18 protein-coding genes are annotated in these 21250 nt (G+C 73.3%); 9 read left to right on the forward strand and 9 right to left on the reverse strand.

All coding sequences use genetic code 11. The features are described from left to right. Positions 1-40: 40 nt before the first annotated feature. The 6 genes from ADL08_RS17160 to ADL08_RS17185 all read left to right on the forward strand — a co-directional run bounded on the left by ADL08_RS17160 (position 41) and on the right by ADL08_RS17185 (position 7044). Complete coding sequence (locus ADL08_RS17160) at positions 41-664, forward strand: isochorismatase family protein (protein ID WP_053643824.1); 624 nt, start codon at positions 41-43, stop codon at positions 662-664. A gap of 6 nt (positions 665-670) precedes the next feature. Further along, positions 671-1342 (forward strand): 4'-phosphopantetheinyl transferase family protein, encoded by a 672-nt coding sequence (locus ADL08_RS17165; protein WP_053643827.1) that lies wholly within the window; start codon positions 671-673, stop codon positions 1340-1342. Positions 1343-1440: 98 nt separating this feature from the next. After that, on the forward strand, positions 1441-2934 hold the full coding sequence (locus ADL08_RS17170) for an MFS transporter (RefSeq protein ID WP_053643829.1): 1494 nt from the start codon (positions 1441-1443) through the stop codon (positions 2932-2934). A 105-nt stretch (positions 2935-3039) separates the two neighbouring features. Then, on the forward strand, positions 3040-3312 hold the full coding sequence (locus ADL08_RS17175) for a GlsB/YeaQ/YmgE family stress response membrane protein (protein WP_053643831.1): 273 nt from the start codon (positions 3040-3042) through the stop codon (positions 3310-3312). Between the two features lie 443 nt (positions 3313-3755). Next, positions 3756-5777: a sigma-70 family RNA polymerase sigma factor gene (locus tag ADL08_RS17180; protein WP_053643834.1), complete on the forward strand. Its 2022-nt coding sequence runs from the start codon at positions 3756-3758 to the stop codon at positions 5775-5777. Positions 5778-5823: 46 nt separating this feature from the next. Further along, positions 5824-7044 (forward strand): MFS transporter, encoded by a 1221-nt coding sequence (locus ADL08_RS17185; RefSeq protein WP_053643836.1) that lies wholly within the window; start codon positions 5824-5826, stop codon positions 7042-7044. A gap of 31 nt (positions 7045-7075) precedes the next feature. On the opposite strand, the gene rph is transcribed toward ADL08_RS17185, so the two are convergent. After that, complete coding sequence (gene rph / locus ADL08_RS17190) at positions 7076-9673, reverse strand: rifamycin-inactivating phosphotransferase (protein ID WP_053643838.1); 2598 nt, start codon at positions 9671-9673, stop codon at positions 7076-7078. Between the two features lie 256 nt (positions 9674-9929). Here rph and ADL08_RS17195 point away from each other — a divergent pair, with 256 nt between their 5' ends. Together ADL08_RS17195 and ADL08_RS17200 are read left to right on the forward strand one after the other, a co-directional pair. Then, complete coding sequence (locus ADL08_RS17195) at positions 9930-10598, forward strand: macro domain-containing protein (RefSeq protein ID WP_053643840.1); 669 nt, start codon at positions 9930-9932, stop codon at positions 10596-10598. Positions 10599-10674: 76 nt separating this feature from the next. Further along, complete coding sequence (locus ADL08_RS17200) at positions 10675-12291, forward strand: ADP-ribosyltransferase domain-containing protein (protein WP_053643842.1); 1617 nt, start codon at positions 10675-10677, stop codon at positions 12289-12291. 10 nt (positions 12292-12301) lie between these two features. Here the strand turns inward: ADL08_RS17200 and ADL08_RS17205 are convergent, their stop codons facing one another. The 5 genes from ADL08_RS17205 to ADL08_RS17225 all read right to left on the reverse strand — a co-directional run bounded on the left by ADL08_RS17205 (position 12302) and on the right by ADL08_RS17225 (position 15883). After that, positions 12302-12691, reverse strand: a complete 390-nt coding sequence (locus ADL08_RS17205; protein WP_053643844.1) for a hypothetical protein — start codon at positions 12689-12691, stop codon at positions 12302-12304. Positions 12692-12810: 119 nt separating this feature from the next. Further along, a complete protein-coding gene (locus ADL08_RS17210) occupies positions 12811-13248 on the reverse strand; it encodes a hypothetical protein (protein ID WP_159043098.1) in 438 nt (145 codons plus the stop codon). A gap of 170 nt (positions 13249-13418) precedes the next feature. Further along, on the reverse strand, positions 13419-14231 hold the full coding sequence (locus tag ADL08_RS17215; protein ID WP_234352167.1) for an RNA polymerase sigma factor SigF: 813 nt from the start codon (positions 14229-14231) through the stop codon (positions 13419-13421). Between the two features lie 179 nt (positions 14232-14410). Continuing rightward, on the reverse strand, positions 14411-14812 hold the full coding sequence (locus ADL08_RS17220) for an ATP-binding protein (protein ID WP_234352163.1): 402 nt from the start codon (positions 14810-14812) through the stop codon (positions 14411-14413). Between the two features lie 156 nt (positions 14813-14968). Next, positions 14969-15883, reverse strand: a complete 915-nt coding sequence (locus ADL08_RS17225) for a PP2C family protein-serine/threonine phosphatase (RefSeq protein ID WP_053643852.1) — start codon at positions 15881-15883, stop codon at positions 14969-14971. 410 nt (positions 15884-16293) lie between these two features. On the opposite strand from ADL08_RS17225, the gene ADL08_RS17235 reads away from it, so the two are divergent. Continuing rightward, positions 16294-16809 carry a MarR family transcriptional regulator gene (locus ADL08_RS17235; protein ID WP_053643856.1) on the forward strand — a complete coding sequence of 172 codons (516 nt, stop codon included), beginning with the start codon at positions 16294-16296 and terminating at the stop codon, positions 16807-16809. A 203-nt stretch (positions 16810-17012) separates the two neighbouring features. Here ADL08_RS17235 and ADL08_RS17240 read toward each other — a convergent pair whose 3' ends face one another. The 3 genes from ADL08_RS17240 to ADL08_RS17250 all read right to left on the reverse strand — a co-directional run bounded on the left by ADL08_RS17240 (position 17013) and on the right by ADL08_RS17250 (position 21245). Further along, positions 17013-18236 (reverse strand): PP2C family protein-serine/threonine phosphatase, encoded by a 1224-nt coding sequence (locus tag ADL08_RS17240; protein ID WP_053643858.1) that lies wholly within the window; start codon positions 18234-18236, stop codon positions 17013-17015. 80 nt (positions 18237-18316) lie between these two features. Then, entirely contained in the window at positions 18317-18685 is a 369-nt protein-coding gene (locus ADL08_RS17245) for an STAS domain-containing protein (protein WP_053643860.1), read from the reverse strand. Between the two features lie 46 nt (positions 18686-18731). Next, on the reverse strand, positions 18732-21245 hold the full coding sequence (locus ADL08_RS17250) for a SpoIIE family protein phosphatase (protein WP_078968285.1): 2514 nt from the start codon (positions 21243-21245) through the stop codon (positions 18732-18734). Positions 21246-21250 lie beyond the last annotated feature (5 nt).

Genomic DNA, 21250 nt, shown 5'->3' on the forward strand with positions numbered 1-21250 from the left:
ACCCCGCCCTCACCTCCCCATCCCTCCGAAACGGACCGTCATGAGCCTCCCCGCCGTCCCGCCCTACCCGATGCCCCGCCCCGGCGACCTGCCGGCCAACCGGGTGGACTGGACCGTCGACCCGGACCGCGCCGTGCTCCTCGTGCACGACCTCCAGAACCACTTCCTGGCCCCGTTCGACGACGGCGCCGAGCCGCTCACCGCGCTGCTCGCCAACCTGAACCGGCTCCGCGAGGAGGCCGCCCGGCTCGGCGTGCCCGTCGTCTACACCGCCCAGCCCGGCGGCCAGACGCCCGAGCAGCGCGGCCTCCAGCAGGACTTCTGGGGTCCCGGCGTCCCGGACGACCCGCGCGCCGTGGCGATCGCGGACGCCGTCGCGCCCGAGCCCGGCGACATCCGCCTCACCAAGTGGAAGTACAGCGCCTTCGTCCGCACCGACCTCCTGGAGCTCCTGCGCGAGCAGGGCCGCGACCAGCTCGTGGTCACCGGCGTGTACGCGCACATCGGGGTCCTGATGACGGCCTGCGACGCGTGGATGAGCGACGTCCAGGCCTTCGTCGTCGCGGACGCCGTGGCCGACTTCTCCGAGCGCGAGCACCGGATGGCCCTGGAGTGGGCGGCGGGCCGCTGCGCCGTCGTCACGACCACCGAGCGGGTATTCTGACCCGTCATGCTCTACGAGGAAGTCCCGGGCCACCCGGGGGTGGTGGCGGCCACCGTGTCGGAGGCCGCGGCACCGGCCCGCGCGCTCGCGTCCGTGCTCGACGACGAGGAGCGCGCCCGGGCCGCCCGCTTCCTGTTCCCGGTCGACACCGACCGCTACCGGGTCGCCCACGTGCTGCTCCGGCTCGTCCTGGGCCGTCACGTGGGCGAGCCCCCGGAACGCCTCGTCTTCCTCCGGCAGCCGTGCGCCGGCTGCGGCGGCCCGCACGGCAAGCCGTACCTCCGGGGACACGACGTGCACTTCTCGCTCTCCCACTCGGGTGACCGGGTCCTGGTGGCGGTCGCGCCGGTGCCGGTCGGCGTGGACGTCGAGACGGTCCCGGCGGACAGTCTGGTCCGGGACATGACGAGCGCCCTGCATCCGCGCGAGCGGGCGGAGCTGGACGGTCTCCCGGCCGCCGTCCGGCCGGCCGCGTTCGCCCGTTGCTGGGCCCGGAAGGAAGCCGCGCTCAAGGTCTCGGGGGTGGGCCTGGCGCGGGGCGCCGCCGACCCGTACGTGGGCGCCGCAGACCGGCCGGCCCCGGTCCCGGGCCTCCGTCTCGTCGACCTGCCCCCGTTCGAGGGGCACGCCGCCGCCCTGGCCCTGCTCGTCGACCCGGCGGACCGCGCCTCTCCGTGACCGTCCGGCCCCGGTGGGTCGCGCGGCCGCATGGAACGACCGGTTCAGGGAACTCGGCCTGAGGGGGTCGCCGGGGGGCACGCGACGGAGAGAGAACCATGGCTTCTGAAGTGTCACAGGCCTCCTCACCAGGCCCCGGGGAATCGACGGTCACCACCGCCGTACCGGCCCGCCTCGACCGGCTCCCGTGGTCGCGATGGCACTGGATGATCGTGATCGGTCTCGGCACCGTCTGGATCCTGGACGGCCTGGAGGTCACGATCGTCGGCAACGTCGCCGGCCGCATCGCCGAGGACGGCAGCGGCCTCGACATCACCGCCGCGCAGATCACCGGCGTCGCCGCGGCCCTGTACGTGGCCGGAGCCTGCTCCGGCGCGCTGTTCTTCGGCTGGCTCACCGACCGCTACGGCCGCAAACGGCTCTTCATGGTGACGCTGGTCGTCTATCTGGCGGCGACCGCGATGACGGCGCTGTCGTTCGAGTCCTGGTGGTTCTTCCTCTTCCGGTTCCTCACCGGCTTCGGCATCGGCGGCGAGTACGCGGCGATCAACTCCGCCATCGACGAGCTGATCCCCTCGCACTACCGCGGCCGGGTCGACCTCATCATCAACGGAAGCTACTGGCTGGGCGCGATCGGCGGTTCCCTGCTGTCCGTCGTGATGCTGGACACCGACATCTTCCCGAAGGACCTCGGCTGGCGGCTCAGCTTCGCCCTCGGCGTCGTCCTCGGCCTGGTCATCCTGCTGGTGCGCCGGCACGTCCCGGAGAGCCCGCGGTGGCAGTTCATCCACGGCTACGGCGACGAGGCGGAGAGACTCGTCGGCTCGGTGGAGAAGGAGATCGAGGAGGAGAAGGGCGTCCCGCTGCCCCCGCCGGACCGCGAGATCACCATCCACCAGCGCAAGAGCATCGGCTTCGGCCTGATCGCCAAGACGGTGTTCCACACGTATCCGCGCCGGGCGGTCCTCGGGCTGTCGCTCTTCATCGGGCAGGCGTTCCTCTACAACGCCATCACCTTCGGCTTCGGCACCATCCTGATCACGTTCTTCGACGTGCCCACGGGCAGCACCGGCTACTACTTCGCCGTGATCGCCGCGGGCAACTTCATGGGGCCGCTGCTCCTCGGCAAGCTCTTCGACACGGTCGGCCGCCGGATCATGATCTCCTCGACGTACCTGCTCTCCGGCATCCTGCTGTTCGGCACCGCCTGGCTCTTCGACAGCGGCTCGCTGAGCGCCACCACGCTGACCGCCTGCTGGTGCGTGGTGCTGTTCTTCGCGTCGGCGGGCGCCTCCAGCGCGTACCTGACCGTCTCCGAGATCTTCCCCATGGAGACCCGCGCGATGGCCATCGCCTTCTTCTACGCCCTCGGCACGGCGGCCGGCGGCATCAGCGGGCCGCTGATCTTCGCGGAGCTCACCGAGTCCGGCGTCGTCGGCGACACGGTCCTCGCCTTCCAGATCGGCGCCGGGCTGATGTGCGCGGCCGGTCTCGTCGCCGCCTTCCTGGCGGTCAACGCCGAGCGGCGCTCCCTGGAGGACATCGCGGAGCCCCTGTCGACGGCGCGGCCGTCCTCCCCCACCGACACGTGATGACGCCGGGGGCGTTTGGATCCGCCGATTCCGCGCATGCGTTCGATGTAAGCGTTCGATAAGCACGGAACGAGCCGAACGGCACACGCGAAGGAGACGGGAATCATGGGAATCATCGCCTGGATCATCATCGGACTGCTGGCCGGCCTCATCGCGAAGGCCCTGACCCCGGGCCGCGACCCGGGCGGGTTCATCATCACCACGCTGCTCGGCATCGCGGGCGGTCTCCTCGGCGGCTGGCTCGGCAAGGTGATCTTCGGGGTCGACTCCGTCGACGGCTTCTTCGAGCTGTCGACCTGGATCGCGGCCGTCATCGGCTCGGTGATCCTGCTGCTCGTCTACCGTCTCGTCACCGGCAACTCGCGACGCCACGCGTAAGGACGTGAGGCCAGGTCACCCGGCCCCACGCACCGATCCGCGCACGGCTCTCGCACGACGCGCGCACGGCCCGCCGAAGGGCCCCGCACACGGCCCCGCCCTCGCTCTCGACGAGGACGGGGCCGACGCCTGTCCGGCGCCCGGCGGCCCGCGCCCGCGGACCGTCCGCTACCGTGGTGCGCGCTTCCCGCCCGGGCCGGCCGCGTCCGGGCGCTCCGTCCGCACGCCGAGGAGGTCCGCGTGTCCCCCGTCCTCCTCTCCGGCGTGCCCACGGACCACGGCGTTCCACTACCGCCCCGAAGGACCACCGGACAGGCCCGGCCGACCCCCGCTTCCCGAATGCGTTCCGGAAAGCCGGGGGGTTTCTGTTATCGGCCCGGCGCCCGGTGGTCTCCCATGTGTTGGCCCCCGAGGACGACCGGAACAGGCAGGGTGATTCGAGCATGAGTACACAGCAGCTCACGGAGCTGGTCAGGGCGGCGCAGAGCGGGGATCCGCAGGCCCAGGACCAGCTCCTCGCCCACCACCTGCCGCTGGTCTACAACATCGTGGGCCGGGCGATGAACGGTCACCACGACGTGGACGACGTCGTGCAGGAGACGATGCTGCGGGCGCTCGGCGGGCTCGGCGGCCTGCGCGCCCCGGACAGCTTCAGGTCCTGGCTGGTGGCCATCGCCATGAACGTCGTCCGCGGCCACTGGCACCGGCAGCAGCACTCCTTCGTCGCGGGCGGCCTCGACGACGCCCGCGACCTGCCCCAGCCGGGCGCCGACTTCGTCGGCCTGACCGTGGTCCGGCTGAACCTGTCCGGCCAGCGGCGCGAGACCGCCGAGGCGACCCGCTGGCTGGAGCCGGACGACAGGGCCCTGCTGTCCCTGTGGTGGCTGGAGTGCACGGGCGACCTGACCCGCTACGAGGTGGCCTCGGCCCTCCAGCTGTCCCCGGAGCACACGGCGGTGCGCGTCCAGCGCATGAAGACGCAGCTGGACGCCGCCCGCGTCGTCGTGCGGGCGCTCACGGAGAACCCGCTGTGCCCCGACCTGAGGTACGAGCTCGGCGGATGGGACGGCCGCCCCTCCGGGCTCTGGCGCAAGCGAATAGCCAGGCACGCCCGCGCGTGCGTGCACTGCGCCGGCCTGTCCCACGGCCTCTACCCGGCCGAGGGCCTGCTCGCGGGACTGCTGCTCGTCCCCCCGGCCGGGCTGCTGCTCGCGACCCTCCGCGAGCGGGCGGGCTTCGACCTCGCGTACGCGACCGCCCCGGCCGGCGCGCCCGCGTACGCCTCGTACGAGCCGGCGGGGACGGCCGGTCACCAGGCCGCCGGATACGGGACCGGATACGAGACCGGCCACCCGGCCGGGTACCAGGACGGGTACCAGCAGCCGGGAACGACCGGTTACGAGACGGCCGGGCCGACCGGGTACGCACCGGCGGGCCCGTCCGGCTACGAATCGACGGAATCCCCCGCGTACGCGTACGAAACGGTGGAGACGCCCGGGTACGCCCACGAGCCGACGGAGACGGCCGCGTACGCCCACGAACCGGCGGAGCCGGCCGGGTACGAGTCGGCGGGAGCGTCCGGGCCGAGCCCCTCCCCCGCCCTCGGCGCCCGCGGCGCCCGCAACGCGCGGCGCCGCAGGCGACAGGAGCAGCAGCGCGGCCGCCGGCGCGTGGCCATCGCCGCGAGCATGGCGGTGGCCGCCGTCACCGGCGGTGCCTTCACCCTGGTCAACGGCCCCGACGAGGACGACCTGACGGCCCTGGACGCGCCGCGCGCCTCGACCGTGGACCTCACGATCTCCGCGTCGGCACCGGCCTCGTCCCCCACGACGGCCACCGCCTCGGCCGCGGTCACGCCGACGGCCACGCCCTCGGGCTCGCCGCGCCCCAGCAAGAGCGTCTCCACCAAGCCCAAGGTCACGCCGTCGGCCTCGGCCCCGGCCCCGGCCACCACGACGGCCGCCGCCCCGCAGACCCCGCGGCCGACCGCGGACAAGCCGACCCGCAGGCCCACCCAGGCGCCCGTCACGAAGGAGCCGACGACCCCGAGCCGCCCCACGGCCACGAAGCAGGACTCCGGCCACACCTCCGTCGAGGAGCAGGTGATCGCCCTGGTCAACGCCGAGCGGGCCAAGGAGGGCTGCGGCGCCGTCACCGGGAACTCCCTCCTGGCCAAGGCCGCCCAGGGCCACTCCGACGACATGGCCGCGCGGGACTTCTTCGACCACACCAACCCGGACGGCGCGGGACCCGGCGAGCGCGTCACGGCCACCGGATACGGCTGGTCCACGTACGGCGAGAACATCGCGATGGGCCAGCAGACGGCGGAGCAGGTGATGGAGGCCTGGATGAACAGCCCCGGCCACCGCGCGAACATACTGAACTGCTCGTTCAAGGAGCTGGGCGTCGGCCTGCACACGGGCGACGGCGGCCCCTACTGGACCCAGGTCTTCGGCGCGCGCTGACCCGGGGTCCCGCGCCGGGTCCGGCACCGGGGTTACGGTCGGCGGCATGGTTGGTGATCGTCAAGGGTGGCTCCGGTGCCTGCTCGGCGGGGCCGTGTTCGTCGTGGGGATGGCGGGCACCACGCTGCCGACGCCCCTCTACCCGCTCTACCAGGAGGAGTTCGGTTTCTCCGAGCTGACGGTGACCGTGGTGTACGCCGTGTACGCCTTCGGGGTCATCGGCGTGCTGCTGCTCGCGGGCAACGTCTCGGACACGGTCGGCAGACGGCCGACGCTGCTGTGGGGCCTCGGCTTCGCGGTGGCGAGCGCCGTCTGCTTCCTGTGCGCCGACGGCCTGGGGTGGCTGTACGCGGGCCGGCTGCTCTCGGGCCTCTCGGCGGGCCTGTTCACGGGCGCCGCCACCGCCTACGTCATGGACCTGGCCCCGCCGGGCGGCGCGCCCCGGGCGACGCTCGTGGCGACGGCCGCCAACATGGGCGGTCTCGGCTGCGGCCCCCTGCTCGCCGGGCTGCTCGCGCAGTACGCCCCCGAGCCGCTGCTGCTGCCGTTCGCCGTGCACCTCGCCCTGGCGGTCCTCTCGGCCGCGGTCGTCCTGCGGCTGCCGGAGACCGTACGGGAGCGCCGGCCCCTGTCCGCCGTACGGCCCCGGTGGCCCGCCCTGCCCGCGCCGGTCCGCCCGGTGTTCGTGCCGGCGGCGCTCGCCTCCTTCGTGGGCTTCGCCCTGTTCGGGGTGTTCACCTCGGTCAGCCCCGCCTTCCTCGCCCGCTTCCTGCACGTGGACAACCACGCCGTGACCGGCCTGGTCGTGGCCCTCGCCTTCTTCTCCTCCACCGCCGGGCAGCTCGCCGTCGACCGGGTCGGGGTGCCCCGGTCCCTGCCCCTGGGCTGCGCCGTGCTCTTCGCCGGTCTGGCCCTCCTGGCGGGCGCGCTCGCCGCCGACCTGCTCGTCCTGGTCGTCCTGGCCGCCGTCGTCGGCGGCACCGGACAGGGCCTGACCTTCCGCGCGGCCCTGTCCGCCGTCGCCGGGGCCGCGCCGGAGGAACGGCGCGCGGCGGTGATCTCGACCCTGTTCCTGGTCGCGTACACGGGCATCTCCCTCCCCGTGATCGGCGTCGGCCTCCTGACCGGCCCGCTCGGTCTGGAGCGGGCGGGCCTGGTGTTCACCGGCTGCATGCTGCTGCTCGTCGCCTGCGCGGCCGCCTATCTGCTGCGGCGGCCGGTGCGGACGGGACGCGGTGACGGGGACGGGGCGGCGGAGGGGCGGTGACGCGGACGCGGTGACGGGGGCGGTGCGGGCCTCACGACAGGATCTCGACGTACCCGTCGGTCCCGTGGACGCGGATCCGCTGCCCGTCCGCGATCAGCCGGGTGGCCCCGTCCAGGCCCACGACGGCCGGCAGGCCGTACTCCCGGGCGATCACCGCGCCGTGGGTCATCAGGCCGCCCACCTCCGTCACCAGGCCGGCGACGCCGACGAACACGGTTGACCAGCTGGGGTCCGTGAAGGCCGTGACCAGGATGTCGCCCGCCTCCAGGTCGGCCTCCTCCATGTCGAGGACGACGCGGGCCCGGCCCTCGACGGTGCCGGCGGAGACCGGCAGGCCGACGAGGGCGCCGGCCGGGACGTCGTCCCGCCGGTAGGACCCGTTGAGGGCCTCGCCGTCCGAGGTCAGCACCCGGGGCGGGGTGAGCGCCCGGTACGCCCGGAACGCCTCCTCCCGCCGCCGGACGAGCCCCTCGTCCACCCGCCGCGTCCGCACGGCCTCGTGGAACTCCTGGAACGTGAGGTAGAAGACGTCCTCCGCGTCGGCGAGGACCCCGGCCCGCACGAGCCGCTCCGCCTCCTCCATCAGGGCCCGCTTGTAGACGAAGGAGCGGCTGACGATGCCGTACTTCGGATATTCGCGGTATCCGACGAAGGCCCGGACCCGGTCGATCATCCGCTGGGTCTCCTCGGCCTTCCGCTCCCCGTCGGGCAGGGCCCGCAGGCGGGTCAGCACGTCCCGCTCCTTCTCCCGCGCCGTCCGCAGTCCCTGCTCGAAGCGCCGCTCGGCGGCGCCCGGCCCGAAGTTCCTGACGTTGTCGAGGATCGCTGGCACGAGCGCGGCGGGGCGCTCGCGCCAGCGCGGCCGGGTGATGTCGATCTCGCCGACGCAGCGCATGCCGTACCGGTCGAGGTAGGCCTCGACGGCGTCGCGCGCCCCGGCCCCGCCCGGCAGCTTCGGCAGCCCGTCCAGGAAGTCGTCGTCCTCGACGCGGCCCAGGAACTCCACGACCTCCGGGTGGGGACGGATCGCGTCGGCGACGTCGAGCAGGGCGAGGCCCATCTCCGACGTGACGTTGCCGGGGGCGGACAGCGTCAGCGCGTCGGCCGCGTTCTTCTCGCCCAGCCACTCCAGCAGCTTGTCGTTGAGCCACCAGGTGGCCTCCATGCCCGCCGTGAGCACCTGGAAGCTCAGCGGGTCGCCGAGGACCCGCTTGTGCTCCTCGAAGGCTTCGAGGAGGAAGTCGAACAGCTCCGGTCCGCTCTTCGTCCGGATGTCGCGCTCCAGGGCGGCGACGGACGCCCGGCTGCGCCCGATCAGTCCGGTGACGATCGCCGGATCGGTCTCGACGGGGGCGGGCGCCCCGCCGGCCGCGGGCGCGCCGGGACCGGCGTCCGGCAGCGACGGGACGAAGCCGTCGCGGCCGAGGACGGTCTCCAGGGCGTCCCTGATCAGGGGGTCGCCCCTCCCGATGACCTCCAGGAGGCCGGCGCGGCTCGCGGGCGAGGCCAGGCGCCGGGTGACGTCGACGAACAGCCTCCCGCCGGCCTCGTGCATCGGCACCATGGCCGTCAGCTGCCACAGGGAGTACCCCAGGGGCTTCATGGCGTCGGTCATCATCTGCTGGTGACCGACCGAGACGTAGACGTGGTTGTCCCGGTCGCCGCTCTCGGGAACGGGGAACAGCGTCGTGATCGGCCGGCTCTGGACGATCCGGAAGTCGTCGTCGACCAGGCACCACTCGATGTCCTGCGGACGGCCGAAGTGCGCCTCGATCCGCCGCCCGAGCCGTACGAGCCGCAGGACCTGCGCGTGGGTCAGCGCCGGCTGCTCCCGCCGCACCGCGTCGACCTCCACCTCGCGCGTGCCGCCGCCGGGGAGGGGCTGGACGGCACTGCGTTTGACGGCGATCGTCGCGGCGACGACCTCGTCGTCCCGCACGGTGAAGACGTCCGGGTTCACCAGGCCGGAGACCAGGGCCTCGCCGAGCCCGAGACCGGCGTCCACCGTGGCGGCCTTCCGGTCGCCCGTGACGGGGTCGGCCGTGAACAGGACGCCGGCCGCGTGGGGGAAGGCCATCCGCTGGACGACCACGGCCATGCGGACCGTGCGGTGGTCGATGCCGTGGCGCCGGCGGTAGGCCACGGCCCGCTCGGTGAACAGCGAGGCCCAGCAGCGGCTGACGTGCCGGAGGACCTCCGCCGTCCCCACGACGTTCAGATGGCTGTCCTGCTGCCCGGCGAAGGAGGCCGTCGGCAGGTCCTCCGCCGTGGCGCTGGAGCGGACGGCGTAGGCCTCGTGCTCGCCGAACCGGACCAGCGCGCCCGTGATCGCCTCCGCGACGTCGTCCGGGACGGCGGCCGCCTCGACGGCCCGGCGGATCTCCGCGGCGAGCGCGCGGGTCGCCTCCCGGTCGTCCGGCTCCAGACGGGACAGCCGGTCGAGCAGACCGCCGATCGACGGCGTCCCCTCCACGGCCAGCCGGAAGGCGTCCGTCGTCACGCAGAAACCGGCCGGTACGCGGACGCCGTCGATCCGCGACAGCGCGCCCAGGTGCGCGCCCTTGCCCCCGACGACCGCGACCTGCGTCTCGTCGATCTCCCGAAGGTCCCACACGTACCGCGCGTTCATCGCGCCCCTCTTTTCCGCAGGTCATGGCTGAGGCCGACGATTCTGCGCCACGACCGGGGCCTTGCCGCAAGCCCCCCGGTGCGCTATAAGTTGAACAAGGCGAGGAGAGCGATCTCCTCGCCTTCGTCGTTCCCCTCTCTTCTCCCTCCCTCTCCCTTCCCCTCCCCCCTCTCCCTCTGCTCGACGGCCGGGGCGTTGTCAGTGGGCGCCTATAGCTTGGGACTTGTTCGAGAAGCTGTGCGAGAGGGGCGGACTCGTGGGTGTCCGGCATGCGTTGAGGGTCGTACTGGTCGATGTGAACGCCGAGGTGGTGACGGCCTGGCGGTCCGCGTTCGCGGACACGCCCGAGGTCGAGATCCGGCGGGGCTCCCTCCTCGACGCCGACGTCGACGCGTGGGTGTCCCCCACCAACGCGAAGGGCCGGATGGACGGCGGTGTCGACGCCGTCGTCAAGCGGCACCTCGGCGCCGGCATCCAGGTGCGGGTGCAGCGGGCGATCCGCGAGCGGTTCGACGGGAGCCTGCCGGTGGGCAGCGCGGTGTGCGTCCCGTCCGGGGCCGCCGTGCCCCGGTACCTGATCTCGACGCCGACCATGCGCCAGTCCTCGCAGGACGTCGGCGAGACCATGAACGTGGCCCTGGCGTGCGCGGCCGCGTTCCAGGCGGTGCACCTGCGGAACCGGGTCGAGCCCGGCAGCATCCGGTCGGTGGCGCTGGTGGGCCTCGGCGCGCAGACGGGGCGGGTGCCCGCGCAGGTGTGCGCCAATCTGATGTGGACGGGCTACACCCTGTTCCACGACCACGGGTTCGCGGACTACGACGAGTTGAGGGCCGCGGTACTGGGGCAGCTCGACGACATCCGGGGAGCGGGGTCCGCGCGGCGGGTCCGGATCGACGTGCCGCGGCGGCCCTCCTTTCGCCGCTGACCCGCAGGCCCCGCAGGGCTCGCGGGCTCCGCAGTCCGCCCCCGTCTCCGTACCGAATCCCGGGAGTTCCGCCCTCATGAGTGACGCCGACGTCTCCGCCGCGGGTGATCCGCTGAAGCTGGCCGAGCTGTTCACCGACGGCGGCGAGCCGTGGCTCCCGCTGCTCGGGCCGGTGATCGCGGCGCGGCCGGGGGCCGCCGACTTCATCGGCCCGGGGCGGAGCCCGGAGGTGGTGCCGGTGCGGGAGTTGACGTTCCAGGCGCTGAAGCCGCATCCGCCGCACAAGTGGAAGGTGGTCGCCTTCGGCCAGAATCCGTACCCGCGGGCGGAGAGCGCGACCGGCATCGCGATGTTCGACAACACCTTCGGCGACTGGAAGGACAGCCAGTTCGGCCGGGTGGTCAGCATCCGCTGCCTCATCAAGGCCGCCGCGATGTGGAAGTACGGCATCGTCAAGAAGACGCCGATCGCCGACGTCCGGGCCCTGTTGGAGAAGGAGGACACGGTCCGGCCGCCGGAATGGTTCCAGGCGATGCTCACCCAGGGCGTGCTGCTGCTGAACGCGTCCCTCACGGCGAGCGTGGACGGGGCGGTGCCGACCGACCGGCACACCGCGTTCTGGCGGCCCGTGGCCGAGCAGATCGTCGAGGAGATCCTCCGGGCCAAGCAGGAGGCGGCGGAGGAGGACCGGGGGGTGGTGTTCGCCTGGTGGGGCGCGCACGCCCGGAGCCTGAAGCGGGTCGTCCAGCGGCTGGAGAAGAAGTACCCGGGGGTCGAGGTCCGGCACCTGGACCACGTGAATCCGGCGGCGCAGGGGGACGTCTTCTGCGAGGGCGACCACTTCTCCCGGGTGAACGACGCGCTGGCGGCGGTGGGGGCCGAGCCGGTCGACTGGCTGCCGCGGAAGGGCTGGGACCGGGAGGCGGCGGGGGCCGGCGGGCCGGCGGGCGGTGGTGTCGCGGAGCGGATGGGGGCGTTCATCGCGTCGACGATGGAGCTGCACCAGCTGTATCTGGAGCGGCTCACGAGCGTCAAGGACGAGGGCCTCGTCCTGCCGCCGATCACCGGCGTGTTCGACACTCCGCTGATGGACTTCCGGAAGGCCGTCGAGCCGGTGTCCCGGGTGCTCCGGAACCTGGAGGGGCACATCGAGCGGTCGGGCCTGTTCGGTGAGGCCAGGGCCGCGTCGACGGAGGACGCCGGCGGGCTGTCCGCCGACGCGATCTCGGCCCTCCACCTGTACACGTGCGAGTCGGCGTTCTACCGCGAGATCAACGCCGTGCTGCGTTCGCCCGACCGGGAGCGGCTGGTGCCGTACCTGCCGTACCTGCGGCTGCTGTTCTCGGCGGTGGCGGAGCTGCCGGCGCGGAAGCAGCCCCTGTGGCGCGGTGTGGCGCTGGACCTGCGGTCCCAGTACCCGGTGGGGCGGACGGTGACCTGGTGGGGCGTGTCCTCGTGCACGTCCGAGCGGGCCGTGGCCCGGGGGTTCCTCGGAAGCCGGGGCAGGCGGACCCTGTTCGAGGTGACGCCGGCGCGGGCGGTGGGGATCCGGCGGTTCTCCGCGTTCACCGGCGAGGAGGAGTACATCCTCACGCCGGGCACCCGGCTGGAGGTGACGGAGGTGGAGGCCGAGCGCGGGGGCCTGTGCACCGTGCGGCTGGCGGAGCTGGAGGGGCCGGGACCGGTGTCCTGAGCGGCCCGCTTCAGAGCAGTCCGACGGTCCGGGGCGGGGCGTAGACGTGGCGGGCGAGGTGCTCGCCGCCGCAGCGGACGACGAGGTCCCGCTGCGGGCCCGGTTCCCGCTCGCGGGCGATCCGCTCCTGGTGGCGGGCGCAGGTCTCGCAGGTGGGGTCCCAGTCGGGCAGGAGGTCGCGGTGGTGGGCGGCGAGGTGCGTGCCGAGGGCGATCTGGGTGGTGACGGTGCTGTCGAACGGGTCCCAGTCGACGCCCCGTTCGCCGGTGAGGCGGAGTTCGGCGATCCGGTCGCCGACGCTCCGCATGGTTCGGTAGAGGCCGGCGCACTCGTCGCAGTCCCACATCCAGGGCGGAGGCAGGGGCCACTCGTGGCCGGGGTCGATCTCGTCCGGGCTCATGGAAGGCACGATAGTCCGCGGGGTCCGCGACTCCGGGCCCTTTCCCCGAACAGGGGGCTACCGTCCGGTACCGGGGCGCGGCGGCCCCGGGCACGCTATGACGCTCTTCCCCGGCCGGGCTACAGGTCCTGGCAGAGGGCGCGGGCCCGGTCCAGCTCCTTCTTCACCTCCGCGTTGAACTCGAAGGTGGTGGAGAACCGTTCCCGGGAACTGCGGACGGCCTCGGCGAGCGGCTTGTACCGCGCGTCCCCCGCCGAGGCCGCCGTGGAGAGGGCGCTCGCCGCCGCGTAGCGGTTGAGGGCGATCTCGCCGGGGGCGCCGTTCTCGGTGGCCTTCGCCGGGTCGAATCCTTCGAGTGCCCGGCACGCGGCGTGCGCGTCCGCGGCCGCGCCTTCTCCGGCGGAGGCGGTGCCCCCGCTCAGCATCCAGACGGCGCCCGTCCCCGCGACACCGAGCAGGAGCCCGGCTATGAGGGAGAGGGCCACGGTTCTGGTGCGGTTGCGGGGTTGCTCGGAGACCACGGGCGCGGGGGCGGCGTAAGGCTGCTCTGGCTGCATGCGGCCCAAAATAGCTCGCCCGCTCACGGCCCTGGCAAGAGGTCGGCCGCCCCGGAGCCCTCCCGCGTCCGGGCGGACCCGGCGGCGCCCCGGGACGGTGACACGGGGAACGGCCTCACCGGAAGGGGGGTCGGTGAGGCCGTTCGGTTCCCGTGGGGAAGCGGGAGGGGTCACTCCATGGGGGCGAGCATGCCCTTGCGGAGACGGGCCAGGTTGCGGGAGAGCAGCCGGGAGACCTGCATCTGGGAGATGCCGAGCCTCTTGCCGATCTCCGACTGCGTCAGTTCCTCGACGAACCGGAGGTGGATCAGCAGGCGGTCCCGCTCGCCGAGTTCGGCGACGAGGGGGGCGAGGGCGTGGAAGTCCTCGAAGAGTCCGAGCGCCGGGTCCTCTTCTCCTATCAGGTCGGAGAGCATGGCGCCGCCCTCCTCGCCCTCGCCGCCGACCGTGGCGTCGAGCGAGGTGGAGTTGTAGCCGTTGGAGGCGATCCGCGCCTCGATGACCTCGTCCTCGGAGAGGTTCATCAGGGCCGAGAGCTCCGCCACGCTCGGCGAGCGCCCGAGGCGGGAGCTGAGCTCCTCCGTCGCCTTGGCGAGCTCCACGCGCGCTTCCTGGAGACGGCGGGGAACGTGGACGGCCCAGGAGGTGTCACGGAAGAACCGCTTGATCTCCCCCACGATGCAGGGGACCGCGAAGGTGGTGAACTCCACCTCGCGGGAGATGTCGAAGCGGTCGATGGCCTTGATCAGTCCGATGGTGCCGACCTGGACGATGTCCTCCATGTCGTCGCCGCGGGCCCGGAAGCGGCCGGCCGCGTAGCGCACGAGGGACATGTTCATCTCGATCAGCGTGTTGCGGGCGTACTGGTACTCGGGAGTCCCCTCCTCCAGCACCGCCATCCGGTCGAAGAACACCTTCGACAGTTCACGCGCGTCCTTCGGCGCCACCTTGTCGGGGGCCTCGAGTACGGGAAGACCCCCCATGGTCCTCTCAACGCCGGTCTTCGTATCGGTCAGCATGGTGGTAGCCACTCCGATGACCCCCTCTTTAGTAGACAACCCGTCTTCCCCCGGACGGCCCGCATACCCCCACTCCCACGGAGCATGCGCACGTTTTCAAAAAAATTGTTCTCGCGGTGTGCGAGGCCCTCGTCCGGGTGGCCTCAGACGAGGGAGAGGCGTGCCCTGACCCGCTTGCCGGAGGGGTGCGGCTCCACGCCGACGCTCTCGCAGACGGCCACGACGATCTCGACGCCGTGCTGGCCGATGCGGCCGGGATCGTGGCCCCGGGGGACGGGAGAGGCCTCCAGCGAGTCGAACACCGAGATCTCCAGAGCGTCCTCGAACAGTTCGAGCAACAGGCGGCAGGGGCCGGGCGCGTGGCGCACGGCGTTGGTCACCAGCTCGCTGACCACCAGGCGCGCGAGGTCGACGCGCTCGCGGGCGACCGGCCGCCGTCCCGCGGCCGGGGACGCGGTGAGGAAGTCGGCGGTGAAGTCGCGGGCGGACGCGACCATGCCGTCGTCGGCGTCCGTACCGTCGTAGTCGACACTCGCGTACGACAAGGGCCTTTGTGTCACACGCTCCGCGGCGATCGCGTCCGTCATCGACCTGCCTCCCCTCACACGGCTCGGTGCCGTGCTCCGTACCTCATCCTGCGCACCTTCCCTCCTTTGCGATTTCCACACCGTCCGCATCCGAGAACACGGAGACGACCGCGTTCACGCGGCGGGAGGGCCGGGAAGGCCCGCGTGGTCCTCGCCGGTGGCCGGGCGCCGCTCCACGGGGTGGCGGCCGTGCCAGTCCAGACAGAGTACGAGAACGTCGTCCGGCACTCCCCCGGGGGCCTCTTCGCGCAGCGTCCGGACGACGGCCCGGGGGGTGTCCGCGCAGGTCGTGCCGCGGGTCCGCTCGATCGCGCGGCCCACCGGGCGGTCGAGGGCCGCGTCGCCGGCGCCCGGCGGGGGGTCGCCCCGGTCGCAGGCGACGAAGACCAGGCGGTCGCCGGGGAGGACGCGGAGGCGCTGGGTGGCGTAGACGGTGTCCTCGAACATGCCGAGGGGGAGCTGGCGCTCCAGGTGGATCCGCTCGGTCACCGCGCCGCGGCCCCGCCAGACCGTGGGCGAGCCCGCGTCGACGACCCGCACCTCGCCGGTGGCGCGGGCGAAGCTCAGCAGGAGGGCGGAGAGGGACCGCTCGCCCCGGTGCTGTCCGTAGAGCGCCTGGTCGGTGAGGCTGGCCTGGCCGACCAGGTCGAGCCCGGCGCGCCGGGCGTTGCGGATGGCGTTCAGGGCGAGGTTGCTCAGCAGGGCGGACGGGGCGTCGGGTCCGGTGCCGTTGGCGACGACCAGGGTGAGCTCCTCCTCGGTCACGCACCAGTCCAGGACGTGTCCGCCCGAGGTGTAGGAGGGCTCCCAGTAGGCGTGCAGGTCGAACTCCGCGCCCGTGCACGCCTGCCCGGGGAGCACGCCCCACTGCATCTCCGCCGGGACGCTGAGGGGGTGCGCCCTGCGCGTCCGGCGGTACAGGTCGGTGTGGCGGTCGGCGACGCGCAGGGCGTGTCCCAGTGTCTCGGCGATGTCGGCGAGTTCCTCGGTCACCGCGGGAGTGGCCAGGTCCGGGGGCAGGACCACCACCAGGACGCCACACCGTTCGCCACGAACCGTCACAGGAAGGCAAGCGGTCGCCGTGGGCCCGTCACCACCGAAAAGATATGGTTGCTGTGTGGAAAGAGCTCGACCCGCGGGCCCCGACCCCACGGCCACGTGCCGCACCACGGCCGGCGCCTGCACGGGCTCGACGGGACGCAGCGACGTGAGCCCGTAGTCGACGAGCAGGAGGTCGGCGGAGAGCACGGCGAACCGCCGTGCCAGATCGACACGGAGGGAGTCCAGGAGGCTGTGTGGCGGCGCCCCGCGCAGAGCGCGTTCCACTGTCACGTGTCGGTCCACCGAGCCCGTACCGCCTTCTGGAGAGATGTGGAGATGACCGGCGCGTCGCGAGGCCGACGCCTTCGGCCCCGGACGCATGAGGAGTGTCGGTAGCCATGGACACGAACCCCGCCCCGTCCCCTCGGGAGCCGCAGGAGACGGCACAGGCCGCCCGGGAGCTCATCGAGCTTCTGGAGGTGCTGTGGGAGCGCGGCCGGGACATGGTGTCGCCGACACCGGTGTCGGCGACTCAGCTCCGCGTGCTCTACAGCCTCGACCGCGAGGAGGGCATCAACCTCCGGGCCCTGGGGGAACTGCTCGGTTCCGCGCCGCCCTCGGTGAGCCGTATGTGCGACCGCCTGGAGGCGCTGGGATTCGTGCAGCGGCTGCCCAGCCCCGTCAGCCGCCGGCAGCTCGAACTGCACCTGACCGTCCGCGGCAAGGCGTATCTGCGGGACCTGCGGGTCCAGCGGGAGGAGGCCCTGCTCGCCGTCATCTCCGACATGACCCCGACGAGCCGCAAGGCGCTGCTGCGGGGCCTGACGGGCTTCCAGGACGCGCTGGACAAGGAGAGACCTTCGGCGCCCCCGGTGCGCCGGGGCGCGCCGCTCAAGGACGTCCGGTCCGCCTGACCCCCGCGCGGCGTGCGCGCCGTCCGGTCACGTGCCCCATGTCCCACTTGTCACCCTCTGCCCGCATACGACGTGTCCCTCCCGGACACGAGCCAGGTATTGCCCCAAGGATACAGTTGCCGCACGGCAACTGTTGACACCGGGCATACGGACGAGTGCGCGGGGACGGGCCGGGCGCCGGCGGCTCCCGGAGCCCCGGGCCGCTACGAGCCGGGCCCGGGGAGGCCGGGGGCGGAGAGACCGGGACCGGGCCCCGACTCGTGCCCGCCCTGCCGTCCGTACCAGTCGAGGCAGACGACGAGCGCGTCGTCCTCCAGGGGTGCGTCGCCGTGGTACGCGGCGAGTTCCCGCAGGACCGCGCCCGGGACCTGGGCGGGCGGGAGCAGCTTCGTGGCGATGAGCGCGCGGGCCAGCGCCCGGTCGCCGTAGCTCTCCCCGTCGGGGGAGGCCGCGTCGTACACCCCGTCGCTGCCGAACAGCAGTCGGTCCCCCGGGCGGACCGTGAGGCGCTGCGGGGTGTAGACGGTGTCCTCGAACATGCCCAGGGGCAGCTGGGCCTCGAACGAGACGGGTTCGACGGAGCGGTCCCGCAGGCGCCACAGGCGGGGCGATCCGGCGTCCACGGCCTCCACCTCGCCCGTGGCGAGGTCGAAACGCAGCAGGAGCACCGAGACGAAGGCGTCGCCGTGGTACTGCGCGTACACGGCCTGGTCCGCCAGGGCCGCCTGGTCCACGAGGCCGAGGCCGGCGCGGCGGGCGTTGCGGAGCGCGTTGAGGGCGAGGTTCGTCAGGAGGGCGGCCTCGATGCCCTCCCCCATGCCGTTGGTGACCGTCAGGGTCAGGTGGTCGGCGGAGGCCGACCAGTCGTAGTTGTCCCCGAAGATCGCGTAGGCCGGTTCCAGGTGCGCGCCGAGGGCGAACTCGGAACGGACGCAGGAGCGGCCCGGCAGGAGGTGCCACTGCATCTCGGCCGCCAGCGTCAGCCGGCTGGCCCGCCGCGCGAGGTCGTACAGGTCCGTGTCCCGCTCCGCCACCAGGATCTCGTGGCCGAGCGCCTCGCAGACGTGCCGCAGCTCGGGCAGCAGGGGCACGAGGTCGATGCCCGCCGGCAGGGCGACGGTGAGGACGCCCATCCGGTCCCCCCGGATGGTGACCGGCTGGTGGACGGAGACGGCGTCGGCGTCATGGGTGACGTACGGCTCCTGGGCGCCGAAGGCGCGTCCCTGCGGGCTGTCGTGGATGAGGACCGGCGGGGTCGTGTGGGGCACGCGCTCGACGAGTTGGAGCGACCGCAGCGCGTAGTCGGCGAGCCGGAGCTCCACCCGCAGCGCTCCGCACTGCTTGCGCAGGGCGTCCGCCACGACGCCCACCAGCAGGTGCGGGGCGGCCCGGCGCAGTGCCTGTTCGACACCGGTGATCTCGTCCACGTGTTCCGGCTTCTCCTTCTCGTCTCCGCCCGGGCGCGGTTCCGCTCCCGCGGGGTCCGCACCGTCCTTCGTCCGGCTCTCTAGTTCTCGTGCCCGGCCGCGACGAGCGCGTCCGCCACGTCGGTGTGCAGGGGCGTCGTCATCGTCAGGCCCGTGATCTCCAGGATGCGGCGCACGGCCGGGGTCGGCGCGGCGAGGTGGAGGTCGCCCCCGGACTCCCGCGCGTCCCGTCCCGCCCTGATCAGGACGTTCAGGCCGGACGAGTCCATGAAGTCCAGGGCGGAGAGGTCCAGGACGAGGTGGCGGCGGCCGTGCAGGAACTGGTTGGCCAGGTGGTGGTGGAGCAGGGTGGCCGTCTCGATGTCGAGCTCGCCCCCCACGGTGACGACCGCCGTGTCGGCGTCGCGGATCTCCACTTCGATGTCCAGGTTCACTTCTCGCTCGGGCATGCTCCCTGCTTTCCACGGATGGGGTGATGGTCGGTCGGGCGTGCGGTCAGGTGACGCGCACACCGATCAGGCACGTGTCGTCGTCGGTGTCGGACTTGCTGTGCGTGAGCAGCAGGTCGAGGCGCCGTTCGAGGCCGTCGGCCGGGGTCCGGGCCGCGGCGAGCAGCTGGTCCAGGGAGTCGTGCACGGAGGTGTCCCGCCGCTCGACGAGGCCGTCGGTGTACATCAGGACGGTGTCCTCGGCCTCCAGCTGGATCTCCGCCTCCTCGTACTCGGCCTCGGCGAGGGCCCCGAGCAGCAGTCCCTGGAGCAGCGGCAGCGTGCTGGCCCGGTCGCCCCGCACGAGCACGGGCGGGAGGTGTCCCGCCCTGGCCCAGCGCAGGGTGCGGTTCGCGGGGTCGAAGACGCCGCAGACGGCGGTGGCCGTGACCTGGGCGGTGAGGTGGTGGGCCACGTTGTTCAGCCAGGACAGCAGCTGTCCCGGGCCCGCCCCGGTCACGGCGAGGCCGCGCAGGGCGTTGCGCAGGACGACCATGCCGGTGGCGGCCTCGATGCCGTGCCCGGCGATGTCCCCGACGCACAGCAGGATCTTCTTGGACGGCAGGACGACGGCGTCGTACCAGTCGCCGCCGACCAGGGACTCGGTCTCGGCCGGCCGGTAGCGGACGGCGACGTCGAGGCCCTGGGCGTCGAGCGGGGCCCTGGTCGGCGGCATGATGGCGTGCTGGAGCTGGAGGGCCAGCCGATTGCGTTCCGCCGACTCCTGTTCGGTCACGGCGAGTTGGTCGCGGGTGGCCGCCAGGGCGACCTCGGTCCAGTGCTGGGCGGAGATGTCCTGGTAGGCGCCCCGCACGGCGAGGAGCCGCTCGTCGGCGTCGAGGGAGGGCTCGGCGATCACCCGGATGTGGCGGGTCACACCGTCCCGGCGCAGCATGCGGAAGGCCGTCGAGCTCGCCCGCCGCTGGTGCAGCACGGCATGGAGGAAGCGGCCGATGGCGACCTCGTCGTCGGGGTGGGCGTGGGCGGTGAGGTCGCGCAGGGAGACCGTCCCCTCGGTGATGTCCCGCCCGAAGAGGTCGAAGAGCTGCCCGTTCCAGGTGATCTCTCCGGTCAGGACGTCCTCCTCGAAGCCGCCGATGCGGCCGAGGCGCTGGGCGTGCTGGAGGAGGCTGGCGAGCCGGGCGGTCTCGTCCTCGATGCGCCAGATGAGGAGCACGCCGTCGCCGTGCCGGCTGATGCTGAGGTCGGCGACGGAGGCGAGCGGCACCTGGTCCACGAGGGCGGTCAGCCGGGTCCGCCGGGCGCGGAAGGGCTCCCCGGTGGCGTAGACCCGCTCGATCCGCTCGAAGAGTTCGCTCTCGCCGGCCGTCGCGGGGTACGCCTCCAGGAGCAGGGCTCCGTCGACGGCGCCGCGCGAGCGGCCCGCCGGGTCCTGGAAGTGCTCGTTGGCGTGGCGGATGCGGAAGTCCCGCAGGCGCCCCTCGTCGTCCAGGTGGGGGGTCAGGACCAGGGCGGGGTCGTAGAGGCCGTCGGCGAGCTCCACGAGCTCCGACGCCCCGGCGGCCCCGTCCGAGAGCGCCCGCGTCCGCACCGGCTGCACGGGGAGGGTCTCCAGGGTGTGGGCGCACAGTTCGGCCAGGGCCTCGATCTGGCGCTCCACCGCCTGCGGCTGGGGTTCCAGCGGCCGGGGCCAGCAGATCTCCAGGACGCCGTGGATCCGTCCGCCGGTGCCGGCGGGCACCGCCACCCGGCCGCCGTCGGGGTGGCGCGCGTGGCCGATCGAGGGGATGCCGACGGATCCGAGCGTGGGGAACCGGACGGTCCGGCGGGCGGTGAGGGCCTCCCGGGCCACGGTGGCCACGCCGGGCGGCACGTAGCGCCAGCGGGCGGGCTCGTCGGCGCCGAAGCCCGCGTGGCCGCAGAGGGTCAGGGAGGCGTCGGGGCCGGTGGTCCAGATGGCGACGGCGACGGCGCCCAGGGGGGCGAGGGCGTGTTCGAGGAGGGACTCGGCGACGGCCTGGCTGTCCCCGGCGTTGAGCGCGGCGCTCTCGGCCGTGCGCAGGCGTACGGCGACCGACCCGCCGGCCCCGAAGTCCGCCCCGCCGGCCTCGGCGTCCGCCCCGCCGGCCCCGGCGTCCGGCTTCGGGCCGTCCGGCCGCCGTACGGTCCTGACGAAGTCGTCGGCGACCTCGGCGACCTGGTCGTGGGCGGCCTGGTTGATGATGTCCGCGGCCAGTTCCAGCTGGGAGAGCCCGGCCTGGCCGGCCAGTTCGGCGAGCTGCTTCGCGGCCTGGGCCGGGCCGCAGCCGAGCCGCTCGACGATGACGCCCTTGGCGAGCTCGATCAGGGCGCGTCCCTCGGCCGCGGCGTGCGCGGCGCGCACCTCCCCGCGCAGCCGCTCCACCGTCTCGGCCAGCCGGCCCACGGTGGAGCGGTCGTCCGGCCGGTGCCGCTCCTCCTCCGGGGAGGGAGCGGGCACGACGGGGCCGGCCGGTGTCGGAGCGCCGTCCCCTTGGGGACCGACGGCGGGGTATCCGCCGTGGCGGTGGGGAGCACTCATGACGC

The organism is Streptomyces sp. NRRL F-6492 (genome assembly GCF_001280125.1).
Classification (GTDB): Bacteria; Actinomycetota; Actinomycetes; order Streptomycetales; family Streptomycetaceae; genus Streptomyces.

Excerpts from the sequence above, each read along its gene's own strand:
- ADL08_RS17170 (WP_053643829.1), top strand. The coding sequence starts at position 1,441 with ATGGCTTCTGAAGTGTCACAGGCCTCCTCACCAGGCCCCGGGGAATCG.
- ADL08_RS17180 (WP_053643834.1), top strand. The coding sequence starts at position 3,756 with ATGAGTACACAGCAGCTCACGGAGCTGGTCAGGGCGGCGCAGAGCGGG.
- ADL08_RS17165 (WP_053643827.1), top strand. The coding sequence starts at position 671 with ATGCTCTACGAGGAAGTCCCGGGCCACCCGGGGGTGGTGGCGGCCACC.
- ADL08_RS17200 (WP_053643842.1), top strand. The coding sequence starts at position 10,675 with ATGAGTGACGCCGACGTCTCCGCCGCGGGTGATCCGCTGAAGCTGGCC.
- ADL08_RS17245 (WP_053643860.1), bottom strand. The coding sequence starts at position 18,685 with ATGCCCGAGCGAGAAGTGAACCTGGACATCGAAGTGGAGATCCGCGAC.
- ADL08_RS17210 (WP_159043098.1), bottom strand. The coding sequence starts at position 13,248 with ATGCAGCCAGAGCAGCCTTACGCCGCCCCCGCGCCCGTGGTCTCCGAG.
- ADL08_RS17215 (WP_234352167.1), bottom strand. The coding sequence starts at position 14,231 with ATGGGGGGTCTTCCCGTACTCGAGGCCCCCGACAAGGTGGCGCCGAAG.
- ADL08_RS17185 (WP_053643836.1), top strand. The coding sequence starts at position 5,824 with ATGGTTGGTGATCGTCAAGGGTGGCTCCGGTGCCTGCTCGGCGGGGCC.
- ADL08_RS17160 (WP_053643824.1), top strand. The coding sequence starts at position 41 with ATGAGCCTCCCCGCCGTCCCGCCCTACCCGATGCCCCGCCCCGGCGAC.
- ADL08_RS17205 (WP_053643844.1), bottom strand. The coding sequence starts at position 12,691 with ATGAGCCCGGACGAGATCGACCCCGGCCACGAGTGGCCCCTGCCTCCG.
- ADL08_RS17235 (WP_053643856.1), top strand. The coding sequence starts at position 16,294 with ATGGACACGAACCCCGCCCCGTCCCCTCGGGAGCCGCAGGAGACGGCA.
- rph (WP_053643838.1), bottom strand. The coding sequence starts at position 9,673 with ATGAACGCGCGGTACGTGTGGGACCTTCGGGAGATCGACGAGACGCAG.
- ADL08_RS17250 (WP_078968285.1), bottom strand. The coding sequence starts at position 21,245 with ATGAGTGCTCCCCACCGCCACGGCGGATACCCCGCCGTCGGTCCCCAA.
- ADL08_RS17175 (WP_053643831.1), top strand. The coding sequence starts at position 3,040 with ATGGGAATCATCGCCTGGATCATCATCGGACTGCTGGCCGGCCTCATC.